Annotated in this window: 24 protein-coding genes; 6 read left to right on the forward strand and 18 right to left on the reverse strand. The window is 43.4% G+C overall.

The genetic code is table 11. The annotated features are described in order from the left end of the window. Window positions 1-209: 209 nt before the first annotated feature. From NST39_RS18345 to NST39_RS18395, 11 genes are read right to left on the reverse strand one after another with little or no spacing between them, the layout of a single operon-like run. On the reverse strand, window positions 210-665 hold the full coding sequence (locus tag NST39_RS18345) for a dTDP-4-dehydrorhamnose 3,5-epimerase family protein (protein WP_341029687.1): 456 nt from the start codon (window positions 663-665) through the stop codon (window positions 210-212). After that, a complete protein-coding gene (gene rfbD / locus NST39_RS18350; RefSeq protein ID WP_113767836.1) occupies window positions 658-1512 on the reverse strand; it encodes a dTDP-4-dehydrorhamnose reductase in 855 nt (284 codons plus the stop codon). Before rfbD ends, NST39_RS18345 begins: the two co-directional genes overlap by 8 nt. Before the next feature lie 3 nt (window positions 1513-1515). Next, window positions 1516-2481 (reverse strand): dTDP-glucose 4,6-dehydratase, encoded by a 966-nt coding sequence (rfbB, locus tag NST39_RS18355; protein WP_106066989.1) that lies wholly within the window; start codon window positions 2479-2481, stop codon window positions 1516-1518. Beyond that, window positions 2478-3218, reverse strand: a complete 741-nt coding sequence (locus NST39_RS18360) for a sugar phosphate nucleotidyltransferase (RefSeq protein ID WP_065097811.1) — start codon at window positions 3216-3218, stop codon at window positions 2478-2480. The genes rfbB and NST39_RS18360 overlap by 4 nt, the downstream gene beginning before the upstream one ends. Before the next feature lie 2 nt (window positions 3219-3220). Then, entirely contained in the window at window positions 3221-4249 is a 1029-nt protein-coding gene (locus NST39_RS18365) for a PseG/SpsG family protein (protein ID WP_341029691.1), read from the reverse strand. Beyond that, window positions 4246-4986 carry a glycosyltransferase family protein gene (locus tag NST39_RS18370; RefSeq protein WP_341029692.1) on the reverse strand — a complete coding sequence of 247 codons (741 nt, stop codon included), beginning with the start codon at window positions 4984-4986 and terminating at the stop codon, window positions 4246-4248. Before NST39_RS18370 ends, NST39_RS18365 begins: the two co-directional genes overlap by 4 nt. Then, window positions 4976-6100, reverse strand: coding sequence for an N-acetylneuraminate synthase family protein (locus tag NST39_RS18375; protein ID WP_341029695.1), 1125 nt, complete (start codon window positions 6098-6100; stop codon window positions 4976-4978). Before NST39_RS18375 ends, NST39_RS18370 begins: the two co-directional genes overlap by 11 nt. A 1-nt stretch (window position 6101) precedes the next feature. After that, window positions 6102-6977: a GNAT family N-acetyltransferase gene (locus NST39_RS18380; RefSeq protein ID WP_185107663.1), complete on the reverse strand. Its 876-nt coding sequence runs from the start codon at window positions 6975-6977 to the stop codon at window positions 6102-6104. After that, on the reverse strand, window positions 6974-8152 hold the full coding sequence (locus tag NST39_RS18385) for a DegT/DnrJ/EryC1/StrS family aminotransferase (RefSeq protein ID WP_268484760.1): 1179 nt from the start codon (window positions 8150-8152) through the stop codon (window positions 6974-6976). Before NST39_RS18385 ends, NST39_RS18380 begins: the two co-directional genes overlap by 4 nt. Before the next feature lie 21 nt (window positions 8153-8173). Then, window positions 8174-9586 carry a capsular polysaccharide export protein, LipB/KpsS family gene (locus NST39_RS18390; RefSeq protein WP_341029701.1) on the reverse strand — a complete coding sequence of 471 codons (1413 nt, stop codon included), beginning with the start codon at window positions 9584-9586 and terminating at the stop codon, window positions 8174-8176. Window positions 9587-9592: 6 nt separating this feature from the next. Continuing rightward, complete coding sequence (locus NST39_RS18395) at window positions 9593-10363, reverse strand: glycosyltransferase family 2 protein (RefSeq protein ID WP_341029702.1); 771 nt, start codon at window positions 10361-10363, stop codon at window positions 9593-9595. Between the two features lie 184 nt (window positions 10364-10547). Between NST39_RS18395 and NST39_RS18400 the strand changes: the two genes are divergently transcribed. From NST39_RS18400 to NST39_RS18410, 3 genes are all read left to right on the forward strand, one after another. Beyond that, on the forward strand, window positions 10548-11213 hold the full coding sequence (locus tag NST39_RS18400; protein WP_341029992.1) for a YIP1 family protein: 666 nt from the start codon (window positions 10548-10550) through the stop codon (window positions 11211-11213). A 223-nt stretch (window positions 11214-11436) separates the two neighbouring features. Then, window positions 11437-11979, forward strand: coding sequence for a spore coat protein GerQ (gene gerQ, locus NST39_RS18405; RefSeq protein ID WP_065097803.1), 543 nt, complete (start codon window positions 11437-11439; stop codon window positions 11977-11979). A gap of 133 nt (window positions 11980-12112) precedes the next feature. After that, a complete protein-coding gene (locus NST39_RS18410) occupies window positions 12113-12730 on the forward strand; it encodes a cupin domain-containing protein (protein WP_065097802.1) in 618 nt (205 codons plus the stop codon). Between the two features lie 41 nt (window positions 12731-12771). Here NST39_RS18410 and NST39_RS18415 read toward each other — a convergent pair whose 3' ends face one another. The 3 genes from NST39_RS18415 to NST39_RS18425 form a co-directional block, all read right to left on the reverse strand. After that, entirely contained in the window at window positions 12772-13143 is a 372-nt protein-coding gene (locus NST39_RS18415) for a DUF423 domain-containing protein (protein WP_003215282.1), read from the reverse strand. Window positions 13144-13213: 70 nt separating this feature from the next. Then, entirely contained in the window at window positions 13214-14521 is a 1308-nt protein-coding gene (locus tag NST39_RS18420; protein ID WP_065097801.1) for a purine/pyrimidine permease, read from the reverse strand. A 33-nt stretch (window positions 14522-14554) separates the two neighbouring features. Next, the gene (locus NST39_RS18425; protein ID WP_113767843.1) at window positions 14555-14887 is read right to left on the reverse strand and encodes a YwdI family protein; all 333 of its coding nucleotides are present in this window, start codon (window positions 14885-14887) and stop codon (window positions 14555-14557) included. A gap of 169 nt (window positions 14888-15056) precedes the next feature. Between NST39_RS18425 and NST39_RS18430 the strand changes: the two genes are divergently transcribed. Beyond that, window positions 15057-16415 (forward strand): aldehyde dehydrogenase, encoded by a 1359-nt coding sequence (locus NST39_RS18430; protein ID WP_341029707.1) that lies wholly within the window; start codon window positions 15057-15059, stop codon window positions 16413-16415. A 33-nt stretch (window positions 16416-16448) separates the two neighbouring features. Here the strand turns inward: NST39_RS18430 and NST39_RS18435 are convergent, their stop codons facing one another. Further along, window positions 16449-17129: a uracil-DNA glycosylase gene (locus tag NST39_RS18435; protein ID WP_341029710.1), complete on the reverse strand. Its 681-nt coding sequence runs from the start codon at window positions 17127-17129 to the stop codon at window positions 16449-16451. Next, window positions 17126-17953, reverse strand: coding sequence for a glycosyltransferase family 2 protein (locus NST39_RS18440; protein ID WP_341029712.1), 828 nt, complete (start codon window positions 17951-17953; stop codon window positions 17126-17128). The genes NST39_RS18435 and NST39_RS18440 overlap by 4 nt, the downstream gene beginning before the upstream one ends. A gap of 128 nt (window positions 17954-18081) precedes the next feature. Between NST39_RS18440 and NST39_RS18445 the strand changes: the two genes are divergently transcribed. Both NST39_RS18445 and NST39_RS18450 read left to right on the forward strand, forming a co-directional pair. Then, window positions 18082-18387, forward strand: coding sequence for a general stress protein (locus tag NST39_RS18445; RefSeq protein WP_003214888.1), 306 nt, complete (start codon window positions 18082-18084; stop codon window positions 18385-18387). Window positions 18388-18513: 126 nt separating this feature from the next. Beyond that, on the forward strand, window positions 18514-19323 hold the full coding sequence (locus tag NST39_RS18450) for a bifunctional hydroxymethylpyrimidine kinase/phosphomethylpyrimidine kinase (protein WP_044140232.1): 810 nt from the start codon (window positions 18514-18516) through the stop codon (window positions 19321-19323). A gap of 45 nt (window positions 19324-19368) precedes the next feature. Here the strand turns inward: NST39_RS18450 and NST39_RS18455 are convergent, their stop codons facing one another. Together NST39_RS18455 and NST39_RS18460 are read right to left on the reverse strand one after the other, a co-directional pair. Beyond that, window positions 19369-19851 carry a hypothetical protein gene (locus tag NST39_RS18455; RefSeq protein ID WP_341029714.1) on the reverse strand — a complete coding sequence of 161 codons (483 nt, stop codon included), beginning with the start codon at window positions 19849-19851 and terminating at the stop codon, window positions 19369-19371. Window positions 19852-19929: 78 nt separating this feature from the next. Beyond that, a complete protein-coding gene (locus tag NST39_RS18460) occupies window positions 19930-20184 on the reverse strand; it encodes a hypothetical protein (RefSeq protein ID WP_008359596.1) in 255 nt (84 codons plus the stop codon). Between the last annotated feature and the right edge of the window lie 748 nt (window positions 20185-20932).

Below are 20932 nucleotides of genomic sequence, written 5' to 3' on the forward strand. Positions count from 1 at the left end.
AGTATTTTATGATAATACTTATCATACGAAATGTAAAAAAACTAAATAATGGTAGGGCTGGTATGTGCATTGATCACTCTTGTTGGTTGTATCATTAGCTTCGTCAGCTATAAAGGTGAACGTGTTACTAAGAAATGTAAGGCTGTATCAACTCATTCTCCTTGAATTCAATCAAAAAAGACCTTTCTCCTGCGAAAGGCCTCTGTTCTTTATTTAAATGTCGTTTCCCAATCAAATCCGATTGTCTCGTCATTCCATGCAATTCTCTTTTCATCTGGGTTTTTCGGGTCATAGGATTCTGTCGTGAAATAGACAATTTGCAGCGGCGTCTCGCCTAGTACCCGGTAGCCATGTGCGACACCCTTTGGGATGAGGAGCAGCATTGGATTGTCTTCCCCCATATAATACACATCGGTTTGACCCTTTGTAGGAGAGTCCTCACGCAAATCGTATAAAACGACCTGAGCATGACCTGCTGGGAAAAACCAAACATCATCTTGCTTTTCATGATAATGAAAGGCTTTGATCACACCTGGAAAGCTTTTCGACCACGATGCCTGCCCAAAATGTTGCAGCATGGGCTCATCATCTCGAATGAGCTCTGCAAAAAAGCCGCGATCATCACAATGTTTCATGAGTTTTTTCGTTTGTACACCATCAATCATGCTGATGCCATCTCCCTTCTTTCTGCAAAAATTCGTGAAGCGCATCCTTCCAATGTCTCGGCTTCCAGCCTGTGGCTTCAATCGCTTGAAGGTCTAACACAGAATAGGCTGGACGAGGTGTTTGGAAGCCGTACTCTTCTGTGGAAATTGGCTCAATGGTCGTAGACAGGCCGCTTTTTGTCACAATTTCTGACGCAAAGTCAAACCAGGAACAGCTTTCTCGGTTACTGACATGATAAATTCCTGCCTGTTGATCAAATAAATGAATGATGGCCTCTGCGACATCTTTTGTATAAGTAGGTGAGCCTATTTGGTCATTCACGATGCGCAAATGATCCTTTGTTTCTGCGAGCCGAAGGATGGTATTCACAAAATTATGTCCCTCATGTCCGTATAGCCACGATGTACGGATGATTTTCACTTCGTCTGATACAAGATGAATCAATTCCTCACCAAGCTTTTTACTTTTTCCATAAATGGTGTGAGGATCTGGCTGTGCATCGACTTGGTAAGGCGTGTCTGCTTGCCCGTCAAACACATAATCTGTACTGACATGTAACACATCAGCCCCTACGTTCTTTGCCTCCAGCGCTGTATAGTAGGCGCCAATGCCATTAACAAGATACGCCTTTTCCGTTTCTGTTTCACACTGATCTACTGAGGTATATGCTGCTGCACTGACAACAATATTAGGACGAAAGTGTCTCATCGCATGTCTGACTGCTTGCTGATCTGCGATATTGAGCATGCTCCTCGTTAAGGAAATGACGGTGATGTCTTTCTCCTTAAGCTGTCTGCTCAATTCCTTCCCTAGTTGCCCGCCTGCACCGGTGATTAAAACTTTCATCGGTCACCCTTCTTCGCTCTGATCATATTTGGCACGATACCAATTGATCGTTTTTTCAATACCTGCTTCAAATGACGTCTCCTGCGTCCAGCCAAGCTCCAGTTTTAGCTTACTGGCGTCAATCGCATACCGTCTGTCATGTCCTTTACGGTCTTCAACAAACGCAATACGGTCATGACTGATCCCGAGCTGCGTCAGAATGGTTTTGGTCAAATCGAGATTCGTTTTCTCGTTGCCACCGCCGATATTGTACACCTGCCCAGCTGTTCCGTTTTCAAGGACCTGCTTTACAGCTCTCGCATGATCCTCTACATACAGCCAATCGCGAATCTGCTGGCCATCTCCATAAATCGGGATTTTTTCTCCATTGATTGCTTTTCTAATAATCGTCGGTATTAATTTCTCTTCATGCTGATGCGGTCCGTAGTTGTTGCTGCATCGTGTGATCATTGCGGGTAATTGGTGAGTGTGGATATAAGATTTTACAAGCAGGTCTGAGCTTGCCTTGCTTGCTGAATAAGGATTATTCGGTGAAAGTGGTGTTTGTTCTGTGAAAGCCGGATCATTCAGTTCCAAATCTCCATATACTTCGTCTGTTGAAATATGAATAAGTTTTTTCGCCTTGCCCTTTAAGACTGCCTCCAGCATACGATAGGTACCGAGGACATTGGTTTGAATAAAGGGCTCTGCCGATTCAATACTGCGATCAACATGGGATTCCGCTGCAAAATGAATGATAGCATCATAGACTTCATCAAACGCTTGATCCAGCTCATGTTGAAGGGTGATATCCCCTTGAATAAAACGAAAATGAGACAGCTTTAATAATTCATCCATCTCCTCTGGATGACTAGCATATGTTAACTTGTCAAAAACAGTGAGCCGGACATCTGTCTCCTGAAGCAGCAGCTTCACAAAATTCAGTCCAATAAATCCCGCTCCGCCTGTAATGAAATAAGACTTCGTCATTCGTATCCCTCTTTTTTCTTCATCGTTTCAAACATTTTCGTCGATGCTTGGTGGAGAGATTCATGTGTTCCTGCATCAATCCACCACCCTTTTAACATATCATAGGTCAGCTGGCTATTTGAGATATAGAGATTGTTTACATCTGTAATCTCTAATTCGCCTCGATCTGACGGCGAGATTTTCTCAATATATTGAAAGACTTCTTGATCATAAAAATAGATGCCCGTGACGCAGTAGGATGAACGCGGATACTCCGGTTTTTCCTCAATTGATACAATTCGGTGGTGGGTGGCATCAATTTCTGCAATGCCAAACCGCTTTGGATCTGCCACTTCTTTCAACAGAACCTTCGCACCACTTTCTTGCTGCTGAAAGGCTTCAACAAAAGGGGTTAGCGAATCCTCAAATACATTATCACCAAGCATGAGCACAAACTTTTCCCCTTCTACAAAGGGCTTTGCGTAGGATAAGCCGTCTGAAATTCCAGAAGCTTCGGGCTGGACCTGATACACGATGTTCATCCCTAATTCCTGATCGCCTTCAAGTAGCTTTTGAAACAGCGGGATTTGTTCTGCTTGTGATATGACCATTACATCCAATATTCCCGCTTCTTTTAATTTGAACAATGACCAATAAATCATCGGATATGGGCCAACCGGCAATAAATGCTTATTGAAAATCTTTGTTAAAGGTGCCAGTCGTGATCCCTTTCCTCCTGCTAAAATAACTCCCTTCACATCTACACATCCTTATGTTCTTTTTGGTGATGATTCATGAGGTGTATAAGAATGTTTTTCACTCGTTCGGTTCCTTTTCCATCAATGAGTGACCGTCCATTGAGATGAATGCTCCTGCGGAGAAAGTAGCTGCCGGACAGCCTTCGAACAGCACGCCATATATCCTTTTCATCCACAAGGCTACCTAATCCAAGATGGTGACAGGCTCCCTCTTGTGCAAAACGAGTGGCTGTTACTGCTTGGTGGTCTACTTGCGAAAGGACAATGCTGGGCACTCCGATACAAACGGCCTCATATAACGTCATCCCGCCAGCAACAATCGCTAGATCGGCTTCTGCAAGACGGGTAGGTAATTGATCCGTATGACGAATGAATTGAATATGTGCAGCCTCGATTTCTTCTTCGATGCGAGAGGCTTTTCCTGTAACCGCTAGAATGTGTAAATGGCCTGCTTCGAGAAATGCTGATACAGCCTTTAATAATAATCCGCCTGGATCACTGCCCCCAAGGCTGATCACCACCTTCTTACATTCTTTGCGAACCTCATATGTGTCTTTTAATTTGCTGATCTCGTGATCTAACAATAAATAAGGTGTTCCATAAAAGTAGTCCGTTCCATTTACTTGCAGGTGCTTTTCATCTAGTCCACCATAAATGCCGTTTACGACAGCATCAGCAAGCTGGCAAGCTTCTGTTCTTTCTTCTTCAAATAAGACCAGTTTTGCATTTCTGGAGGACGCTTTGATCGATCGAAGGAACTGAAGGTCACAATCAAGGACATCGATTAGCAGAAGATTAGGATTTAGCTCTTTTATGTCCTGCTCCATTTGAAGGAATACGTTTGATTCCTGCACCAAATGAACGTGCCATGCTGGATGCGAGAGCATTTCTACACAAATCTGTTCATTTGTATAGAAATATAAGTCGTTTCCTTCTTGAATCAGTTCCTTTGCCAGACGTTTCATTCTAACGATATGCCCCATTCCTCTTAAAAAACCACCGTACACAACAATCATGATTTTTTTATTCATTCAACATCCTTCTGTCTCACAAATTGATTCAACCGAACCATATTAGGATCTTGTTCACAAATGGTGATGAGCTCAGCTGTAGGCACTGCATTAGACCCACCGGCTTTTTCAAGTAAACGGGTGGCAAATACATAATCTTCTTCTGTATCAATCGTGAATCGATAAGCAGGATATGCGAGTTCTTTGGGCGATGTGAATAATTGCAGTTGAAATTGCTCAGGGTGCTTTCGGATATACAGCGTGACATGCTCACGCTCCGGCTGCGTAAGGGGGAAATTGTCGATTTTACGTAAAATAGTTGCGTTGATCATTTCCCCGGAAATACCGAGTGGCATTCCAGTCGTATACGTGTAATCAGCCTTCTTCTGTCTATGTTCTTCAAGCATTTTCGACAAAAGCGCTGGATCTATAAATGGATTATCTCCCGTTAAACGTACAATGGTTTGTGGTTCAAAATGTTGAGCTATCTTTGCGAATCGCTGCAATACATCCATCTCACTGCCACGAAATACCTTATAGCCCTTTGATAAACAATAATGAGCCAATAGATCATCTTCTGCTTCGACTGTTGTGGCGATCATGAGGTTCTGCGTTTTGTGATTATAATAAGCTGATTGCTTTACCCGTTCAACGATAAAATCGATCAACGCCATACCACCGATTGGTTTCATCACCTTTTTTGGCAGTCTTGTTGAGCCCATTCTAGCCTGTATGACAAAGAGCACATCATTGATCATTTGTAGACTCCTGCATGAGCACATCTTTCCACGAAACCCCTGTATGGGCTGGAATGTCTCTGACAGCCTTGACGCCAATTAAAATCTCCATGTACCGCGGATGCAGACCTTGGCTTTTTTGTCCTGGACGTAATACGGCTAGATTTTCTTCGGTCAATGTCTCGCCCTTTGCAATATCTTTTGTCGTAAAAATCCCTCGATACGCAAATTCACGAATCTGCCCTTCAATGGCTGTTGTCGTTTTAAAAGAACTGCCAAGGAGCTCCTCTGACACAGAATGAGCGTCTGTTTCTGATTGATTTCGGTCCTTTTCCGCCGCTCGAATATGCTGAACCATTTCCTTTAATTCTTCGGGATCGAGCGCAAAGGAATGATCGGCGCCAGGCAGCGTCTTATCTATCGTAAAATGCTTTTCAATCATGGCTGCCCCAAGCTTCACAGCAGCAACAGGGGCTTCAGTAGGATGCTCACTATGATCGGAAAAGCCGATGACTGCCTCAGGAAAAGCGGAGGCTAAGGTTTGGAGCACACGAAGATTCGTGTAAGCTCTAGGTGCTGGATACTTTGCGACGCAATGCATGATGGCAACCTGATCGTTTTGCACGCTTGTAACCGCCTCATATGCTTCATGAACATCTGCAATAGTGGCCCCGGCTGTTGAGAAAATGATGGGCTTTTGAAAAGAAGCTGTATGTCGCAAAAGAGGCAAATGATTGATTTCATAGGATGCCAGTTTGAAAGCTTTCGGATCGGTTTGATTTAATAAATCCGCAGATTCTTCGTCACACACTGTGCTTAAAAATATTAGCCCTTTTTCCTCACAGCGGGTTAATAACACCGGCAGCCATTCTGGCGGCAGCTCCATTTGTTCGACTAAGGAAAAAATGGACACCTCTTCTCCCTTGGCTGTTTCGTATAAACCTGGTTCCTTTTGATACATCCGATCAGCTTGGAACATTTGAAACTTCACTGCATCGGCACCTGCTTCTTTTGCCACATCAATTAAAGCAAGCGCCTGATCCAGCTTTCCATCATGGTTAATGCCTGCCTCTGCAATGATAAAGACAGGCGCACCATCCCCCACTTTGCGATCTCCAATGTAGAAATGCGCCATCTTACCTCTCTCCTTTTTTCGGCCATACATGGTAATACAAGAAGGCATTTGTTGTTCTAAATCCCATCTTTTCATACAGCTGAATGGCGGTTGTGTTATGCAGCTGTGTTCCGGCAGAAATAAAACGATGCCCTCTCTCATAAGAGACCTTCATCATCTCAATAAACAGCTTTTTCCCGATCCCTTTTCCTTGTACATCCGGTCTAATCGCAAACAGCTCAAGCGCCAGCTCATCGCCCTTGGTCATCCCTTGTATCAAGCCCACGACTTCATCGTTCACCTTTGCTACGATATTGATATCTGCACGTCCGAGCACATTATTTCTCATCCATTCTTGATAGAAATGCTGGACGACATTCTGGTCTAAAAATGGATCGAGGGCATACCGGCTTTTCACAAAAGCCTGATAAGCGAGTGACACCGCCTCATCGTATTCCTTTTCATTCGGCAGACTGATGATCACATCTTCACCTGTTGATGGCATTTCCAAGTGAACAGGCGGCGCTTCAAGACGAGTGAGACCGCCCACATAGTACACATGTGACAGCTTTTGGACGATGCGGTTTTTTTCAACATCCGCCGCTTCAAGACGTAAAAAGAAAAAATCGCATTTTTCTGTTCTCATCCAATTGATGAAGCGCTCCATCAATTCCTGAAAAGCAGAAGCTGACTCAGCTTCCGCAAACTTCACATGAAAAATATGCTGATCAAATATGCCGCTTTCCCATTTTGACCAGTCATATAACAGCAGTGCTTTGAGCTGGGCGCCACTGACAAGACCAAACTGTTTGAAGCCTTTCATTTGTTCAATTTGTTGACCGTATTTCTCAATCCAAGCGGACAGCACCTGATCGTCTATTGCATGAACGGTCTTCATGAAGATGCCTTCTGTTCTTTTAAAATAGACAGCACCGCAGTGATGACATCCTGCACATCTTCATCTGTCATACTGGGATAAAGAGGCAGTGAGAGGGTTCGCTTGTAGTACGCGAGTGACTCAGGGAAATCCTCTGGTGAATAGTGGTAGGTTTGTTGATAGTATGGATGCACATGAACAGGGATAAAGTGAACACTCGTGCCGATTTTAAAGTCCTTTTGCAGCTGATCAATCAGCTCATTGCGTGTGATGAATGCTTCTTTCGGGTCCACTTGCAGTACATATAAATGCCATGCATGTCTTCCCTCTTGATGGACTGGCGGCAGGATCAGCCCTGCTTCCTTTTGAAATGCTTGATTGTATGCTTTCGCAATTTGTTCTCTCCGTGCCTGCATATCATCTAAACGGCTTAGCTGAACAAGCCCTAACGATGCCTGCACATCAAACATGTTCATTTTATAGCCAGGTTCCTCGACCTCGTAGTACCACGTTCCTTTTTCTCCATAACGATTCCATGCTCCCTTGCTCATCCCATGGAGTGCTAGTCTTCTGATTCGAGCGGCAAGTGCATCATCATTTGTCGTCAGCATGCCGCCTTCTCCGGTCGCTATATTTTTCGTCGCATAAAAACTAAAGGCAGTCGCATCACCAATCGAACCAATCGGCTGCCCGTGATACGTTGTATGCAGAGCATGAGCGGCATCCTCAAGCACAAAGAGATCGTACTTTTTGGCAATGGCTAAAATCCGTTCCATATCGCACGATTGACCAGCAAAATGAACAGGGACAATCGCTTTTGTGTGTGGTGTAATCGCCGCTTCTAGTTTCTCTACATCGAGATTGAGTGTCGCTGGGTCAATATCGACAAATACAGGTGCTGCCCCTGTATGAATGATCGTATTGGCTGTTGCGCAGAATGTCAGAGGCGTTGTGATCACCTCATCCCCATTTCCAATCCCTTTAGCTTTTAAGGCTAAAAATAAAGCAGCCGTACATGAATTGACAGCGATCGCATGTTTTGCACCGGTCAGCTGCCGAAACTCTTCTTCAAACTGTCTGACTTTTGGTCCGGTTGACAGCCAGCCGGATTTTAATGTTCCAATGACTTCGTCAATTTCTTCCTGCTCAATCAACGGCAGGGCATAAGGAAGAAATTGTTCTCTCTTTTTTTCCATATCGCTTGCACACCCCTATCTTCATCTCTGAAAATCCACACCTGTTTTTGTTTGAAGCAGAGAAAGCAGAACATCGGTCGATCGCGCATGCGGATAATGTTGTTTAATGAACTCAGCTCCTTGCCTCTTTGCCAGCTTCATCTCTTGATCATCCGACAAAATACGAATGGCTTTCTCAGCCAGTTCAACAGGGTTTTTCATATGATAGCTGCCAAGCGACTCGTAATAAGGGTATCTTCTGCCTTCTGTCATTTTCCCGATCAGCACACTCTTTTCAAAGAGCATCGCTTCAAGACCGACGGTTGATGTGAGCGTAATGACCATATCCATATATGGCAATAGGTCATACAAGTCGATCTCTTTTTTAATCAATCTCACATGATTTCCTGCTCGTTCAATGGACACATACTCATTTAATCGGTTGCGGGCAATTTCCCACGGATGCGGCTTCATGATCAACTGAATATCTTTCCGTTTTGCAATCGTTTTAAGCACATCACCATAGAAGGCTTCTGAAAACGGCTGCGTTGCCACAAGCACGGTCTTTTTGGCAGGATTGAAGTTCAATTTACGAAAAATGAGTTCCTGCTGAAGCGGCGTTCGATCCTTCACCAAATCAAACCTCGGATGACCTGTGATCTCCACCTGTTCCGGCTGACAGCCTTTGTCTACATACCAGTCTTTTTCATACTTTCCAAACACCCCGTGGCACGTCGTGAAAATCGGCAAAAAGGCTTCGTCTCCCATCAGTGCGCCGTGCTGAAGACAGATACTCGTGAGCTGGCGTTTCACAGTTTGCAGTGCAAGTACGCGGCTGTAAGCATCCTCTGTTGTCCCCACAATGATGGCTGCAATTGGCTCCATCTGAAATAGCACTTCTGTCTGGTCAATCACATCAATAAATTGCACAATGTCCTTCCGAAGCTTTTCTCTAAAAAAGACATTGCCAAAGACCGGATGCTTTGCGTAAGGTTTAAGGAGAGCATTTACTTTCTCAATATATTCAGCATGGGCTTCTTTATTAACCTCTCCTGCTAATTCCGGCTTGCTGATGACCGGTAAACCGAAATAATCTGCCTTCTTCCAGCGAGCAAGCACCACCGTTTGACTCGGATGGAACCGCGTGTAATTTTGTTCAGTAAAACGCAGATGTTCAAAGTGAAGCAAGACCTTTCCATTCGCCGGACGATAAGCAATACGCTTGATCTGCTGCTTATGTTGATCAAAAAATGGCTGAATCTCTTCCGGCAATGGACAATCGGTTGTCAATTCTTGACCGAATGCTTCATCCTCCATACGTTCCCTTACTTCAGGACTGATATATTGATAGAAATTGCTGATCAACCCAAGAGGAATTTGTTGATAGGACAATTCCTTCATGAGATTCACATACTCAAAGTACACCTGCCAATAATGATGAATATAGTGCGACACTTCAGGTCACCTCCCATGTCTTTGTTTTAATATATGGCGGAGCTCCCAGCAGGTAGACTGCTCAGGAAGTGCTTGAATAAAGGCACTTTTCTCTTCTTCCGCCAATTGATAGTGAATCGACTGTTCTGTGATGTAATTTGTATCTAAAACTTCATCATAGGGATAGAACGGATAAAAATGATTTAATCGAAAAAAGAACCGGGCATCCCCTATTCGATAAAAATGCGGACTCTCGTCCCAGTAAGACCCAAATTCAGTATGAATTTTTGTTAAAATAGAAGCACGATGAACGACCGAGCAATGATCTATGGCACAAGGTGCATTCCATTGCACCGTTTGCGCAGGTCGAATCGTTTCCTTTACTGGATCTTTATTGCTATTTAGATAGATTACTTTCGATGCAGAATAGACAATATCTTCACTTGGTCGAGCATCTAGATAATGTGTGAGCTTCTCTAAACGGTCCGGGGCATAGACATTGTCATCTGTGGCATAGGAAATATACTCGCCCTTTGCTAGTTCTAATGCTTGATTAATGAGGACGGCGTATCGGGTTTTCGCTGTTCTCTCCTCCAGCGATTTGACACCACTTTGGATAAAATGAACACGGGGATCTTTGCGAAAGGGCTCAATCGCGGCAAGGGTTTTTTCGTTTGAACCATCGTCCATGATAAATAGTTCAAAATCTGACAGCGTCTGCTGCAAAATCGCTTCAATCGATCTGCCGACGTAAGCCGCCTTGTTGTAGCTCGTCATAATGACAGTTACTTTTGTCAAAGTTTTCACCTCGGTCTCTTTCAAACTATGTTTATCATATGTGTCTCCTCTTAAAGAGACTGTAGAGTGACCTATTTTTTATAAAATTGTATTTTTTTATTGATCCATCTTTGAAAAACGCGAACTTTTTGGTAATATAAGTAATCATTTATGTGTATTAAAGGAGTAAAGAACATTGGAAGCTATGAAGAATGATCACTCCCAACAAGAGGAAGTAAAAGGTTTTTTTCGATTTTTTAAAATTTTCGTGGCGACAAAAACGATTATTCGCTCATATCAACATTCCTCTATTCCCATTTGGCTGATGATGCTTCTTGCAAGTATCGCTGGTACAGGCTGGATCTACGAAGGATATTTTAGCGATTATATGGGCAATCATATTCCATTCCCTTTTATTCTGTTACAAGGAGCGGGATATGGTATTCTCTCAGGCAATCTGGCGCTATTTTTCGGTGTACTCATCCTAAAGTGGTTAGGGCGTCTTTTTTTCGGCAGTCAAACCGCATATCGAGATGTGCTCAAAGCCTGCACGCTGTCGGTCTTTTTCCCTTCTGCTTTATTTGCACTCAGTTGGATTTTCACGATTGGAATGCTCGGTCCGTATACGTTTGTCAAAATCTCACCCTATTTAGATCAGCATTATGAGGTTTGGTATTATCTCGATCTTTTAACACTGATTGATGCTTATGCAAAGACGTGGATATTGGGAATGGCTGTTTTAGGCATTGCCGCTGTGATGAAGCTCAGATTATGGCAAGCCTTTCTCATTGTGATCACACCGCTTGCTGCATGTTTTCTTATCATTACTCTTTTATTTGGTGTCCAGCACGCTGTAAATTGGATGATGTAAGGAAGGTTGCACATCATATTCGTGAGCAACGAAGCGCAGACCTGACAAAGAATGCGAGGGTTTGCCCGCGCCTAAGGAACTGCACCACAGTTCCTTTTTTTCGTTCAATGTACATATTCTCCCCTCCTGTCTCATAGTGTGAAAGAGAGAAAGAATGCTATGGAAACAACAGGTGCTCAAGCGCCTTCTGTTTAGAACACCATGAGGAAAGAGGAGGAACGTTATGAAATTGAAAAATCAATTTGGGCAAGGTTCGGGTTTCGAAGGTCAAGATTTTCGCCAGCAACAATATGGAGCAAATCCGTATCCTGCGCAGCAGATGGGTTATTCAGTCCCTCCCCAAACGCAGGGTCAAATGCAAGGACAAATGCAGCAGGGATTTTCACCAATGCCGTCTACTGGTTCTTCACAAGGGGGGCAGGGCACGCAGAGCGGCGGGCAGCCGTATCAAATTCCTTCTGGGCCGATTTATCAGCAGAATGTCACTGGTCAACTGCCAATCGAGCAGTCCTATATTGAAAATATTTTACGATTGAACCGCGGCAAGGTAGCCACGATTTATATGACGTTTGAGGCAAGTAAGGAATGGAACTCGAAGATTTTCAGAGGCGTCATTGAAGCTGCAGGACGTGACCACATTATCATTAGTGATAACAAGACAGGAACACGATACTTACTATTAACGATCTATCTTGATTACATTACGTTTGATGGGGAAATTCAATACGACTATCCATACTCCATGTCCACGTACTCTCCGAGGTAGATAACGCCACATATCGCAAAAGCAAGGAGCAGGCGCCCTTGCTTTTTTCTTTTGACTAGGTTTTTGTCACAACTCTAGGGTGCTGCTCATAAGATGCCTAGTAGTTTTTATCAAACACCTAGAGGTGACATTCATGACTGTTGAGCTGGATTACACATCACCAAATGTTAAATATTCATACGACCTGAATCAAAGTCCACTTGTGAAATACGATCAGCATAACCTGATTAACGTTTTAGGGAAAAAACAATTAAATTCGTTGGATCAAGTATCTCTGCTGGATATATATTTGAGTAAAAGCAAAGTCGTAGAGCCCCATTATCATCAAAATGCCGCAGAGCTTGTTTATTGTATAGCCGGTTCTGCTGCCGTCTCGATGCTGAATCCTTTTACAAAAAAACTGCACACCTATACCATCACCCCAGGACAGGTAGCAAACGTACCTCAAGGCTGGTGGCACTATGAAGTTGCCCTTCAAGACAGGACTCATTTGTTAGCCATTTTTAACGCATCTACGCCAGAAGTGATCCTAGGCTCAGACCTTCTCACTCTCACCCCTGCTCACATCATGGCACATACGTATTGCATGAACGAAACACAGTGGAAACAGGCGACGCAGCCTGTGAAGCCAAGTGCGTTTATCGGACCATTTTGCCACAGAGATGAGGAAGCACAAACGAACCCTGTCCCTCCGTCTCACTACATCCCTTATTATCAAGCACCGCCAAACTACGCCCCTTACTGGAATTAAGAAAAAAACCGATGCCCCTCACAGAGCATCGGTTTTTTGACTTATAAATTTTTTGCTGCTGCAATGACAAGCATGATCCAAGAAGCAATAAACGCCACTCCGCCAATTGGGGTAATGGCACCTAGAATCTTCACCTGAGTCAATGCTAGGACATAAAGGCTTCCTGAGAAGAAAAGGATACCTGCAAGCATCACCCAGCCAGCGGTTGGGACTAAAGAAACACCTGACAGCTTATCTGCAAGAAAGGCGACAATAAATAGTCCAATCGCATGGAACATCTGATATTGAACCCCTTTGTTCCAAATCTCTATATACTTTTCAGGGATTTTCCCTTCAAGACCGTGCGCACCGAAGGCTCCGAGTCCAACAGCTAGCATCGCATTAATCGCACCTAAAATGAAAAATAGTTTCATTCGTCATTCTCCTTATCTCGTCAATTATATTTATCATAGCGCGGGTGACAGACGATATTCAACTTTCCCTTTACGTTGACACGAGATTGTCGGATTTCTTTTTCTTTCGTAACAGAACTTGATCGACCGCGATCGCAATGAGTGTACCTAGAACAAGTCCATTGCTTAATAATGAAATGAGCACAGGATGCATGCCTTTCAAGGCCTCCTGCGGTACAAACATCGCCCCTACACCTGCTAAAACGGCAATCCCTAGGACAAAGCGAATCCGCGGAATTTCTTCTTTCTCATACTGATCAAACTCAGACATCGCAATTCCAATCATCGAGGAGAACACCACAAAGTTTACAGCAAGCCCCACAGGTGATGGCAATGCGGAGAAAAAGCTCATGAGCAACGGGAATAAACTAATGAGTACAATGAGCAGACTTCCTATGAAAAATGGCTTTCTCGATGGAATTTTCGTTGTCTGGATAAATCCTGCTGCTCCGGAAATAGGTACAGGCGCAATTGCTCCGATCAATCCGCTCAGTAAGTGGCCAAATGCTGCGACAAAACCAGCCGGACGAGCTCTCTTCCGCTCACGCAGTTCACCAAATGCCTTCACTGAACTTTCCACAATGCGAATACTTGCCAGCATGTTCACAATGAGTAATATCGTAATGAAAAAGGACGTGACAAGCAATCCGCTGTCAAATACTGGCATGCCGAATGGGAACAGCTTCGGAAACTCGATGATTTTTTCTGGAATTCGAACCGGCTTTGCCAACCCGAGTAGAGCGAATAACAACCAGCCTCCTGCAAGGGCAAATAACACAGAAAACTGCCTTAAGTAATGCCATTTTGAGCGGCTGATCATGAAGGTCAGAACAATAATCAAGATCGACAAGCAAAAGACAAGCCCATCCACCTGATTTCCCCGATAGCCGATACCCATCAGCCCTTTCATGATCGGCTGACTTAACTGGACAACTAATAATAGCAAGTAAATGCCTGTGACGACTGGCGTAAATAAAGACGCGAGCCAATTAATGATTTTAAATAAACTAAAAATAAAAAAGAAAGCGGCACTAAAAATTAAAGCCCCTTGTAGTGCTTGCAGAGTTTCAGGATACGTCGCAAAGATGGTTCCTGTCATACCTGCATAAAGGGTATACACACCCCACCAAAGCCCTGCTGGACTTTCATTGATCGGCAGCATATGGCCGCATAAACATTGCACCATCGCCACAAGACCAAGTGAAAAGAATGTACTTTGAATCAGCTCTGCTGACTGCACTTGGTTCAATTCAAATGCTTGTGCAATCGCAATTGGTACAGCAATAGAAGCTGCGATAAAAAATGCCATCCACTGAATAGCGCCCAAAAATAGTTTCAAACCGATCACCTTCCCTTTGTCGTGACAAGACCATTAAAAATCAAAGATAGAGTCGCCGTTCCCATCCTTCTCTTTTTGCCCCTCTTCTTGATGCTGAAATTTCTTCGCACCACTCGCACCCATCAGTTTCTCAAGCATGGCTTGATCTGAGGATACGGGCGGCGCGGGCGGTGTCTGTATCGAAGAAGGTGGCGAGATAATCGGCGTTTGCGGCATTTGCACCTGTGATGGTGCATCGAGAATGACATCACATAGTGAAGAAATCGCCGCCACTTGACGTTTCACCTCTTCATCATTTCCACTTTGTTTCGCCTTTTGAACCGCTTCCTCCATTTTTTGGAGCAGGCTTGATATATGAATATTCAAGGGTAGACCCTCCAATCTAAAAAAATCGTCTTTCAACATTATTTTACCAAATGAACAAACGAAATGGTTCATTTTTTCAAAGCAGTGCGCTCACGCCTCTCCTATTTGACCCGGCATCGTCATTCACACATAATAAAAGCAACAACATCGTTTATGAAAGGATTGAATAATGGACAAACTCACAACACTTTTTCAGAAACAAAAAGTCTTTCAAAAGCCGCCGGTTGAAGAACGCATCCGTCTTCTTAAAGACTTAAAAGCAGCCATCAAACAGCATGAGAAGGATATTTTACAAGCCTTGGCCCATGATTTACATAAATCCGAACAGGAAGCCTACACAACAGAGGTCGGGATGGTGTATGAAGAAATCAATCATACCATCAAGCACCTCCACAAATGGGCAAAGCCAACACGCGTGCGAACGCCCCTCACTCATATCGGGTCGAAAAGTATGATTATGAAGGAACCTTATGGAAGTGTGCTCATCATTGCTCCTTGGAACTATCCTTTCCAATTGGCCCTTTCTCCATTAGTTGGTGCCATTGCTGCGGGTAATGCCGTTATTTTAAAACCGTCTGAGCTGACGCCGCAAGTTTCAGAAGTAATCAGTGCAATGGTGGAACGTGTATTTCAAGAAGACCATGCAACTGTCGTAGAAGGCGGTGTAGATGTGAGTACAGAGCTGTTGAAACTGCCCTTTGATTATATCTTCTTTACAGGAAGTGTGGCAGTCGGCAAAATCGTCATGGAAGCCGCCGCAAAGCATTTGACCCCAGTCACACTTGAGCTTGGCGGAAAAAGCCCTTGCATCGTCACGCCTGATACAGATATCAAATTAGCGGCAAAGCGAATCACGTTCGGCAAATTCACCAATGCTGGGCAAACGTGTATTGCACCAGACTATTTGCTTGTTCATGAATCCATTAAAGAAGAACTTTTGCGGGAAATGACAGCTTGTATCCGTGACTTTTATGGCGAACAACCGGAAACACATCCGCACTTTGGGAAAAATGTCAGCCAGCGTCACTTTGACAGGCTCTCACAATTTCTCTCAAATGGAACGATCGTTACAGGTGGACAGCGCAACGAAGACGAGCTCAAAATTGCACCAACCATATTAGACCACATCACATGGGAAGATCCTGTCATGCAGGAGGAAATTTTCGGACCGATTCTGCCTGTCATGACCTTCGATTCTCTGCACGAGGCAGCTCATATGATCAAAACAAGACCGAAGCCGCTTGCGCTTTACTTATTTACAACAAGTAAAGAAACAGAAGCCTATATTCTAGACCATCTCTCATTTGGCGGAGGATGTATCAATGACACGCTCATGCATGTCGCTACTCCTTACCTGCCATTCGGAGGCGTGGGTGAAAGCGGCATGGGACGATATCACGGGAAAGAAAGCTTCTTTACGTTTACGCATGAAAAAAGCGTCCTGCGCCAAACCAATCGCTTCGATTTTTCCTTCCGTTATCCAAATGCGAAAAACGGACTCGACTTGGTTCGTAAATTTTTAAAATAAACAGGACGAAGGGTCTCTCCCCTCGTCCTCTTTTTACTCAATATCTTGGATACACCAGTTGATTTCTTCAATCCCCATTTGCTTTAAATACGCGTTTACCTTTGAAAACGGACGACTGCCAAAAAAGCCGTTTCTTGCAGAAAAAGGACTTGGATGAGGTGACTCAATGATGAAATGCTTGTTTTGATCAATGCGTTCTTTCTTATTTTGAGCATGTCTTCCCCACAGCACAAAAACGACGGGCTGATCACGTTCATTCAGCACATCAATCACGCGGTCTGTTACACGTTCCCAGCCCTTTCCTTTATGAGAATTCGCCTCGCCCTTTCTTACGGTTAGCACAGTGTTTAAGAGCAGCACACCTTGCTCTGCCCAGCTCACAAGTGAGCCGTGATTTGGAACAGGACAGCCAAGATCATCCTTTAGCTCCTGAAAAATATTTCTCAACGATGGCGGATGCTTCACACCAGGCTGAACAGAAAAGCTTAATCCATGTGCCTGACCTGGGCCATGATAAGGGTCTTGTCCCAAAATCACCACTTTGACCTCTTCATATGACGTCAAATGAAGCGCACGATAAACGTCATCTGGTTTCGGAAAAACGGTCTGCGTGCGATATTCTTCCTTCATCCATTCACGTAATTCCTCATAATATGGCTGTTCAAATTCACTTTTCATCACAGCCCACCAGCTATCATTTAAAAATGGCTTCATTGGGGTTCTCCTCCTTGTATCTGCTGCGTTAGTCTTGAGATCATCGGTTTTCCGTCCCACACAATCTCACTCTCTGATTCTCGTTTTTTCATCGCTGGTTCTTCTAATAAGACAGCAAAGTTCGCTGTCGGCAGGTCACCCAGCCCATGCTTTTCACTTAGATCATCTAAGTAGTTCTTCCTTGTCTCACCAAGATCACTAGACTGATTCCCACCGCCGTCAAAAAACGCATAGATCACGCTGGCAGCTGGCACTCGTTTGACCCGGGCATGCTGCGTGACACGTAAGAAAAAGTCCCAATCCCAGTAATGATGCATCGCTGGATCAAAATAGCCAATCTCATCGTGTATACAGCGTTTATACATACTGCCGGAAGGAACGTATGTAGAAAAGACACGCATATCCTCAATAGCAGCTGTATACGCAAACAGACGTCTTGACACCGGGAAGCGGGTCGCACCTTTTTCTTCAAATGACACAATTTCAGCATCAGAAAAAACAAAATCGGCGTCCTCCAGCGCCTTACTCATACGTTCAATATGACAAGGTGTAAAGTAATCATCATCGTCACTCAGCATGATCACATCGCCTGTCAGCTCCCGCACCCCCACGTTTCTAGCATTCACATGCTGGACGTTCTCATCTAAATGGATCAAGCGGATCGGAAGTTCGGGGTAGAGTTCCTGAATGATCTCGACGCGCTCTCCTGCATCATTCACAACCACAATTTCAAAAGGCTGTACGGTTTGTCTCGTAATAGATTCAAGCAGCTCACACAGTGCGCTGAGCCGGTTATGTGTCACAATTAATAAGGAAATCTTCATATTCAGCTAACTCCTTTAATAGATTCGTCTTTTTCCATTAAAACATAAAATGACGTTCTTCTCATGATATAAAAGGCGGTTTGATGTGACGGGAAAATGGGAATTTTTGATGAAAAGGAGTGATCACGATGGAATATTTCACAGTAGAAAATAGCAAAGAAGCGAAACAGACCATTGAACAAATACGTTCAGCAAAGGATGATATTTTTGTTTTTGCGTACGATCCAGAACGCTCTGATACCGTCACAGAGCATACGAATGCCAAAAGCATGACAGCGGTCGATCAAGGAATTTTAGATCAAATTGCCAATGTCATCCGCACCCGGGATGACGAGCTCATGGCCAAAATGATGTCAGTTGGCGCCGATCAGGAATTAGCTTTAACTCTTTTAGACGAACTGAAAAAGGGGAAATTGGTGATTTGTAAAAGGTAAGGGGAAAGGCGTTCTTCCTAAGATGGAACGCTTTTTTATGTCGTTTCATTGTGATAAACGGAAAAGCTGATTATAATAAGGGATAGAACAGTAACTGTTACACATCACATTGGAGGTTCAGCAACTATGTCTATGAATAAAGCACTCACCATCGCAGGCTCGGATTCAAGCGGCGGTGCAGGTATCCAAGCAGATTTAAAAACGTTTCAAGAGAAAAACGTCTACGGGATGACAGCTTTAACCGTTGTCGTTGCAATGGACCCTCATAACCATTGGGATCATCAGGTGTTTCCAATTGATACGGCGACGATTCGTGCGCAGCTCTCTACCATTGTAGAAGGCATTGGGGTAGATGCGCTGAAAACGGGTATGCTCCCAACAGTCGACGTGATCGAACTTGCAGCGGACACCATCAAAACATATGACCTAAAAAATGTCGTCATTGATCCTGTTATGGTTTGTAAGGGTGCGAACGAAGTGCTATATCCGGAGCATGCGGAAGCACTGCGCGAAAAGCTCACGCCACTGGCAACCGTCATTACGCCTAACCTTTTCGAAGCAGGTCAATTAAGCGGAATCGGTGAGATCAAAACGATCGAACAAATGGAAGAAGCAGCAAAACGCATTCACGAACTTGGTGCCAAGTATGTGGTCATCACTGGAGGCGGTAAGCTAAGCCCAGATAAAGCGATCGATTTGCTTTATGATGGACAAACCTTCGAACGACTTGAAACAGAGAAGATCGACACAGAATACACACACGGCGCAGGCTGCACATTCTCAGCAGCAGTCACAGCTGAACTAGCAAACGGCTCAGACGTGAAAGAAGCCATTTATGCAGCAAAAGAATTCATCACAGCTGCCATCAAAGGCTCTTTCCAGCTAAATGAATACATCGGACCAACAAAGCATTCTGCTCATCGTTTTGATAAGTAGAGTAGAAAAAACCGATTCGCCTTTTGGGTGAATCGGTTTTTGTTTTTAACATGTTTTTTCTAAATCGTTCAATTGATTGGTGAAACCAGAATGATCTACCTGCGGTGCTATGTTTTCTAGAAAGTGAATGAACTCACGACCAGATTCAATAAAATGACGCACAAGTTCTTTATACTCTGCAATTAAGGTTTGATTATCAAGCGATAACATCACTTCATGATCAGATCTTTTTTCTAACTGTATCTCTAATGGAACACTTGGATAATATATTTTTCCATACCCTTCTTCCACATATTTCTCAAAAATGTTTATGTAATAATGCCACAACTCTTCAATAGAATCTGGATTTTCGAAATCCTCTATTTTCCCCTTTTCCTCATGATCGAACGTAATTGTGCCTTCAAGGTTTATAAACCCTTGTTCCATAAAATCTTCTTTCGTAGCAACGAATGTTTTGATCTTTTCAATATCATCAATGGGTACAAACTTCTTCTTGTCCTCCAAATAAATATACGTTTCTATCTTCAATTGACGACACCTTTCATTTTTATTTCATGAAAAAAGCATACCCGCGTCTGGGTACACTCTTTTATCCATAAAGGATACCTACTTTTGCTGATCAGATTCTTTCGCCATTTTTCGAATAAAGGCTTCAATAGATTCAACAAATAAGGCATATTCTTTCATTTGTTTATACGTATCTGACAGCTTCTCTTTTAATTCTTCCTGCTCTAGAGAAGGTTCACCGAGAATAGATTGGACTTGAATGAGCAATTCTTTATATTCTTCACGTTTATCTTCAACATGATCTGCCATTGTCTCCAAGCGTTTTCTAGTCGTCGGCTGCTGTTTTGAATTCAAATAAACAACCCCTTTTTGTCCTACCGCATTTGGATAAACGTCAGCCTCAGCTGTATATATTTTAAAATGATACCATAATTCCACCTGTTATCATATATGTAAAACGTCATCGAACCGCTTCCAGCCAACCTTGTATATATACGTTATAGGCTATAAGATACAGGTTGATTTCACTATTAAAACCAGAGCAGTATAATGGAATGGGCTAACCCCAGCTAAACATGTCCAATGTTTGGGCTGACCTGTTCAGTTGGATAGTTATATTCCTTGACGTTTTCATTGGCGTTGAATCGGCTTATAGAACAATTCATAAAACGAAGCATCGAACTGAATAAAGACGAACAAAAAAGCCCTACGGACAGGGCTTTTTCTTTGTTCTTTTTTCAATCAATCATTAATGGAGTTGCTTTTTATTCCAGTACGCCTTTTTGCTAACACTAGAAAACCCAATAGAAAAAGTAAACTTGTGGAGAGTCTACTTCTCCTAATGCTTAACCAAAGTAGCCGTTTTCTGCGGTTTGAAAATCATTTGAGGAATTTATATGTACAGTAGTTGTGATCCCCATTAATAAGGTAAGGCTCAATATCATAACTTTAAAGTGATTCATTAATTACCTGCCCCTTTCTATTCACCACAATTTAGACTTATTATCGCAGATGACGATTTATTTTCCAACATTTATGTAAAAATAAGTAATGTGTAGCATGTCATATGTTATATGAATTACTCATTTTCCCTCTTAGAGTC

The organism is Bacillus sp. FSL W8-0645 (assembly GCF_038007905.1).
Taxonomy (GTDB): Bacteria; Bacillota; Bacilli; order Bacillales; family Bacillaceae; genus Bacillus; species Bacillus pumilus.

Excerpts from the sequence above, each read along its gene's own strand:
- NST39_RS18380 (WP_185107663.1), bottom strand. The coding sequence starts at position 6,977 with ATGAAGACCGTTCATGCAATAGACGATCAGGTGCTGTCCGCTTGGATT.
- rfbB (WP_106066989.1), bottom strand. The coding sequence starts at position 2,481 with ATGACGAAGTCTTATTTCATTACAGGCGGAGCGGGATTTATTGGACTG.
- NST39_RS18440 (WP_341029712.1), bottom strand. The coding sequence starts at position 17,953 with ATGAAGATTTCCTTATTAATTGTGACACATAACCGGCTCAGCGCACTG.
- NST39_RS18400 (WP_341029992.1), top strand. The coding sequence starts at position 10,548 with ATGAAGAATGATCACTCCCAACAAGAGGAAGTAAAAGGTTTTTTTCGA.
- NST39_RS18415 (WP_003215282.1), bottom strand. The coding sequence starts at position 13,143 with ATGAAACTATTTTTCATTTTAGGTGCGATTAATGCGATGCTAGCTGTT.
- NST39_RS18375 (WP_341029695.1), bottom strand. The coding sequence starts at position 6,100 with ATGGCGCATTTCTACATTGGAGATCGCAAAGTGGGGGATGGTGCGCCT.
- NST39_RS18365 (WP_341029691.1), bottom strand. The coding sequence starts at position 4,249 with ATGAATAAAAAAATCATGATTGTTGTGTACGGTGGTTTTTTAAGAGGA.
- NST39_RS18450 (WP_044140232.1), top strand. The coding sequence starts at position 18,514 with ATGTCTATGAATAAAGCACTCACCATCGCAGGCTCGGATTCAAGCGGC.
- NST39_RS18385 (WP_268484760.1), bottom strand. The coding sequence starts at position 8,152 with ATGGAAAAAAAGAGAGAACAATTTCTTCCTTATGCCCTGCCGTTGATT.
- rfbD (WP_113767836.1), bottom strand. The coding sequence starts at position 1,512 with ATGAAAGTTTTAATCACCGGTGCAGGCGGGCAACTAGGGAAGGAATTG.
- NST39_RS18445 (WP_003214888.1), top strand. The coding sequence starts at position 18,082 with ATGGAATATTTCACAGTAGAAAATAGCAAAGAAGCGAAACAGACCATT.
- NST39_RS18435 (WP_341029710.1), bottom strand. The coding sequence starts at position 17,129 with ATGAAGCCATTTTTAAATGATAGCTGGTGGGCTGTGATGAAAAGTGAA.
- NST39_RS18345 (WP_341029687.1), bottom strand. The coding sequence starts at position 665 with ATGATTGATGGTGTACAAACGAAAAAACTCATGAAACATTGTGATGAT.
- NST39_RS18410 (WP_065097802.1), top strand. The coding sequence starts at position 12,113 with ATGACTGTTGAGCTGGATTACACATCACCAAATGTTAAATATTCATAC.
- NST39_RS18370 (WP_341029692.1), bottom strand. The coding sequence starts at position 4,986 with ATGATCAATGATGTGCTCTTTGTCATACAGGCTAGAATGGGCTCAACA.
- NST39_RS18430 (WP_341029707.1), top strand. The coding sequence starts at position 15,057 with ATGGACAAACTCACAACACTTTTTCAGAAACAAAAAGTCTTTCAAAAG.
- gerQ (WP_065097803.1), top strand. The coding sequence starts at position 11,437 with ATGAAATTGAAAAATCAATTTGGGCAAGGTTCGGGTTTCGAAGGTCAA.